The organism is Desulfotruncus arcticus DSM 17038, from assembly GCF_900113335.1.
GTDB classification, from domain to species: Bacteria; Bacillota; Desulfotomaculia; order Desulfotomaculales; family Desulfallaceae; genus Desulfotruncus; species Desulfotruncus arcticus.
On sequence record NZ_FOOX01000044.1, the window covers coordinates 1 to 5,304 of the forward strand.

The window sequence follows — 5,304 nt, forward strand, 5'->3', positions numbered from 1 at the left end:
TACTAAACGGGGGATTGACAAAGCTTTTAACGATATCATGATTTGTCTGATTACGTTTCTTGCTGGAACCATTGTTCAGCTTAAAGATAAAGCATTACCAAATGTAGCTTAGTAGCAATGATTTAATATTTGCTTTGCTTTTTTGTGTCTGTTAATTGGGGTGATTTCTACTCTTTTTTAGAGTTAATTTGTTCAATTCCATCTTTACTTCAAATAAATAGGTTAATTTTGGTAAACCTATGCTTTAGTATGATATTCTCTTTTTTATGTCAGTTTAAAATTTTGAATTCTGCAATTGGCTCTTTCCTATGGTATCACTAGTGTCCGAGATGCAGGTTCTGGATCGACCACTATTAATCAAATGAAAGATTTATATTCGTCAGGAGATTTAAAAATTAGGGTATATCAAATGGTATCATCCGATTCTGCATCAGAGTACTATAATCAACCAGTAGAAGAGCGTACTAATCTATATAATGACCGTTACAACATCAGTTCATTAAAACTGATGGCGGACGGTTCATTAGGTGCACGAAGCGCATGGATGCTTGAGGATTATAGTGATCAACCGGGCCACACTGGTGATCCTAGAATGACAGATGAAGAGGCGTATACATTAGTAAAAGAAGCAGCCGAGGCAGGTTTCCAAGTTAATACACACTGCATTGGCGATGCCGCTAATCACCAAATCCTTAACGCTTACGAAAAAGTAATAAATGAATTGGGACTAAAAGACCACCGTTTTGCTATCGAACATTCTCAGGTTGTAGCGTTAGAAGACATCCCTCGTTTCGCTAAACTAGGGGTTATACCTTCTATGCAGTTTGTCCACGCTACTTCCGACAAAAACATGGCAGAAGATAGAGTTGGTCCTGAACGTATAAAAGGTGCTTATGCATGGCGTAAAATGATTGATTCAGGATCTATTATCCCCAATGGTACTGATGCACCCGTCGAACTAGTTAACCCTTACCATGGACTTTATGCAGCAATAACTAGGATGGACCGTGACGGTGAACCTGCGGGAGGCTGGTATCCTGATGAATGTCTAACAAAAGAAGAAGCTCTTCGCGCTTACACTATTTGGGGAGCTTATGCACAATTTGAAGAAAATGATATTGGTTCTATTGAAAGCGGTAAACATGCTGACTTTGTTATCATTGATAGGGATTATATGAATTGTCCTGACAATGAACTTAAAGATATTAATGCACAAATGACAGTAATAGCAGGTGAAGTCGTTTACACTGCACCTGGATTTAGTTTAAATAAATAAAATATAACTTGACCCCAAATGGTTAATGATAAATAAGTTTATACAAACTGAAAACTTCTGCTCCGGGCTTAGCACCGGAGTTTTTATTTTGAATACATAAATCTCTACAGATAAACCAAAAAATTAACATTAAAAATAAGCATTGTATACCAATAAAGATTCAATAATAGCTCAATGCTATAGCAAAACTTATGCGGTGAATATTAAGTAACCTTGTGAAATTGATATCTAAATTGTTACAATCCATGAGAAAATACGACATCAGCGCCATAACTACTTGCACCAGGTATCCAGTCAACTTGTCTGGAAGTACGGCAAAATTGTGGCGGAAGACCTCAAAATCCAAAACATGCTGAAAAACCACCACCTGGCAAAAAGCATTGCTGATGCAGGCTGGGGCTATCTCTTTTCTATGATCACGTACAAGGCTGAGAGTGCCGGTCGGGAGTTTGAAAGAGTTATAGCCTACAACTCTTCCCAGGAGTGCAGCCGGTGTAGTGCCATCGTAAGGAAAGACCTGGCCCAACGGGTACATCGGTGTCATAACTGTGGCCTTGTATTGGACCGTGACCACAACTCAGCATTAGTCTTAGAAAAACGAGCTTCTTAGATTGTAGATATTCTATACCGAGGGAACCACGGCAAATGCCTGGGGAGCTGGGATGGGTGCATCCCACTATGAACCAGGAAGCCCCTTCCTGAGATCTGCGAAGGTGGGGGTGCGTTCACTAATGTTAGAAAAAAAGCGGGCGCTCTGTTCAACGCAGCCTGTATAAGTTTTTTAAAATAAGACTTGCATTGATAGAAACATTATGATACGTTAAAAACTCCGATCTGACATAAGGCCGGGTTACAATGACATAAGTGCTTTTCAGTCAGTTCTAACCAAGGGGTTACCGCTTTCCGTGCGGCGGCCACTTGGTCATTTTTTTACCTGGGAAGGGGGGCTTAATTATGCCGGCATGAAAAAGCAAGTAACAATCAAATAAAAATCAATAATTAACCCGATCTAAACGTTTGGAGGTGTAAAAATGTCAATGTTCATTAACCGGAGCTTCTTTTTACTATGGGCTGGTCAATTGGTTTCCCAACTTGGGGATAAGTTTTACGCCATTGCCTTGGCCTGGTGGGTACTTGAGAATACAAACTCACCTACTGCCATGGGCCTTTTCTTGGTTGCCTCGGTGCTGCCGGAATTATTGTTCGGGCTGGTTGCTGGTAGGTTCATTGACAGGTGGAACCGCAAGGCCATCATCGTTGCGGCGGATATTTTCCGTGGCTGTGCTGTATTAGTGGTCACATTGCTGTTCTGGACGGGAGGCCTGGAGATATGGCACATTTATCTAGCTGCTGTTGTGATATCCCTGTCATCTGCTTTCTTCAATCCTACGGTGATGGCTGTTATCCCCCAATTAGTCGAAAGGGACGTGCTTCCCACGGCCAATTCTCTGAGCCAGATGATCACCGGCGTGGCCACCGTCACAGGGCCGGTTTTAGGGGCCACGTTTGTAAGCCTGATTGGTTTCGGGCCGGTGTTCCTTGTAAATGGCTTGTCTTACATGGCATCCGCCCTCTTGGAAAGTTTTATTGTCTTGTCAGTAGCGGAACGAGCGCATGGAAGCAAAACCAATTTATTGCGGGATATTAAAGATGGCTTCAAATTCATATCCAATAGCAGACCCGTTTTTATAATTCTGCTGGTTATTGGGGTTATGCACGTTTTCTATGGGAGTTTGGTTGTGGCCATGCCGTTTGTGGCCAACAGTCTTTCCGGAAACGGCATCCGAAACTTGGGTTACCTTGAGACCGCAATGGGGTTAGGGATGATCCTGGGGGCGGTTTTAATTGGCCGGCGAAAGATTGAAAACATGCATGGGATCACATTATTTAAGGTTATCCTTGCAGCGGGGCTATGCTTTTCCTTATTGGGTATCGCGCAGCTCTATGAAATTGAAGTTAGCTGGCCGTACATAGCAATTTTATTGTTTATCGGCATGGCTGCCGCCGTGGCTTCTATATACTGGCGTTCTTTGCTGCAGGTTCATGTCCCAAACGAACTGGCCGGCCGGGTATTCAGCGTCAGTACGATTATTGCAGATGTCTCTTTGCCAGTATCTTTTGGTGTATTCGGAATTGTTTTCAACCACTTTCATTTAGGTGCAACGCTTCTGGGTTGTGGCTTAAGCCTTATAATAAGCAGTGCAGCACTAATCCTGAATTACAGGCGGGTATCATAAAAAACCGGGCCTTATAGGTGCTGAACGATTGTAGGCTACAACCCTATATCAGTTGCCAAAGAGCTAACCATATTGTACTAAAAAACCAGAAAAAGAATGAGTGTTTTGAGGCTAAGAAACTAGACTCGCCCTTAGTAAGCTCAGAGCAGGTGCTTCCCGGCGGGAGAGTTAAATTAAGTAAATAGAAGGAGCAAATAGCTGTATTAATTTTGTAAAATTCTTAATAATAAAGCCCCTGCAACAATACAGGGGCTCATCTTACTTCCTCTTATTCAAATCCACATAGACAGCATTGTCATCAGCATTATAATCCGCTGCAAAACTACCTTTGACCTCACCAATGTTAAAGTATTTAAAAATACCCCTAGCACCAATTTTATTCTTTGTAACCCTCATACCACCATCATCAACGTCTTGAATCCGTAACTTATTGGTTTCCTTATCATAGGCTATTTCTACATTATCGGCGCGGACCTGATGAAAGTTGCCCGGATTCTTGGCCATGAATCTCTCGACACCACCGCCACCGTCTTTTTCGGCTCAAACACCAGAAAAAAACTGTTAAAACACCTCCAGGTGACCCGGGGGCAAGGCGAGGACTTCTTGCTCTTAAATCAGGACGGCGACCAGATTAAACACAGAACCGTCCAGGATAATATCAAAAAGTACGCGCTTGTCACCGGTATCACCGGTGTACGGCCCAGTCCTCACACCTTCCGGCACACTTTTGCCAAAATGTTTTTGATGGGCGACGGAGACCCTTATGTTTTACGTGACCTGCTCGGACACAACAGCATGTCTACGGTGGTGCTTTATCTTAAACTCTTTCGCGAGGATTTGCATCAAAAGTATAAAGGCAGATCACCCGTGGATTGGTTAAACGGTATTAAAGTTCGTCGTCCAGATGTTCAACGGGACTTGCCTTTTGATGTTGAGATGCAACTTGGGAACTAAACAGGTCCACGTAGCGCGGTGAACCATTTCCCAGCAGTTATGACCGAGAATCTTCTTAAGCGAAAACGGGTCCCCGCCGTTCATGATGTACAATCGCGCGAATGTGTGAAAGGCCCTGATGTTTTCACGGTGCCAGGCGATGGTTCGAGCTCTGCGGTTCTTGCTTTTTTGTTCCGCGTAAAAAAGCTTTTCCGCCTTCTCGAATTCGGGGCAGGTCTCCGGTGATAGCTTGACCACCTGACCTTCGATGTTCTCCAACTGGTTGACTCTTCTTTTCCTTTTCATCATAAATCTCTCCCCTTTTACCGGAAAGAAATATGCGCCTAACCTACCCCCGCGTACGCAAAATCGTGTACGCGCCTGACCTACCCCGTGCTACGCATAAAGATGTATGATCACATACATCTGGGACCAAAAACGACTAGAAAATAAAAATAAAAGGCTTTTAGCAAAATCGCTAAAAGCCTTTTAAAATGGACATTTCTTTGGTGTCGGAGACGGGACTTGAACCCGTACGGTCTCCCATACGCCCCTCAAACGTACGCGTCTGCCGATTCCGCCACTCCGACTTAACGTTCACGCAAATAACATTATATGTTGACAGACTAGGTTTGTCAATAGTGTAAGTTTAGCTATTACTGCTGTATTTAGCATGGTGCATTCATTTTGCGTAAAGCCATTGGTATACTTTGTAATTCCATAACACCTTGGCAACGAAGTTTTTTGTTTCGGGAAACGGGATCATTTGAATATCTTTAATGCTACCGGATATCTTTTTTTCGTCCATCCACTTGTTGACGTTACCCCGTCCACCGTTATAAGCCGCAAGAACCATTA

5 protein-coding genes and 1 tRNA gene are annotated in these 5,304 nt (G+C 43.1%); 4 read left to right on the top strand and 2 right to left on the bottom strand.

Features of this window, described 5'->3' with window-relative positions; translation table 11 throughout:
- The first annotated feature begins 295 nt into the window (after positions 1-295).
- The 3 genes from BM056_RS25320 (at position 296) to BM056_RS25330 (ending at position 3,513) form a co-directional block, all read left to right on the top strand.
- Positions 296-1,276 carry an amidohydrolase gene (locus BM056_RS25320; RefSeq protein ID WP_207648249.1) on the top strand — a complete coding sequence of 327 codons (981 nt, stop codon included), beginning with the start codon at positions 296-298 and terminating at the stop codon, positions 1,274-1,276.
- A 277-nt stretch (positions 1,277-1,553) separates the two neighbouring features.
- Positions 1,554-1,886: an RNA-guided endonuclease InsQ/TnpB family protein gene (locus BM056_RS25325; RefSeq protein ID WP_238456665.1), complete on the top strand. Its 333-nt coding sequence runs from the start codon at positions 1,554-1,556 to the stop codon at positions 1,884-1,886.
- A gap of 421 nt (positions 1,887-2,307) precedes the next feature.
- Entirely contained in the window at positions 2,308-3,513 is a 1,206-nt protein-coding gene (locus tag BM056_RS25330) for an MFS transporter (protein ID WP_092476298.1), read from the top strand.
- 258 nt (positions 3,514-3,771) lie between these two features.
- Here BM056_RS25330 and BM056_RS25335 read toward each other — a convergent pair whose 3' ends face one another.
- Positions 3,772-4,017 (bottom strand): hypothetical protein, encoded by a 246-nt coding sequence (locus tag BM056_RS25335; protein ID WP_174550014.1) that lies wholly within the window; start codon positions 4,015-4,017, stop codon positions 3,772-3,774.
- Between BM056_RS25335 and BM056_RS25340 the strand changes: the two genes are divergently transcribed.
- A complete protein-coding gene (locus tag BM056_RS25340; protein ID WP_092476301.1) occupies positions 3,991-4,467 on the top strand; it encodes a tyrosine-type recombinase/integrase in 477 nt (158 codons plus the stop codon). The genes BM056_RS25335 and BM056_RS25340 overlap by 27 nt on opposite strands.
- Before the next feature lie 486 nt (positions 4,468-4,953).
- On the opposite strand, the gene BM056_RS25345 is transcribed toward BM056_RS25340, so the two are convergent.
- Positions 4,954-5,036: transfer RNA gene (locus BM056_RS25345), tRNA-Leu, on the bottom strand.
- Positions 5,037-5,304: the final 268 nt, after the last annotated feature.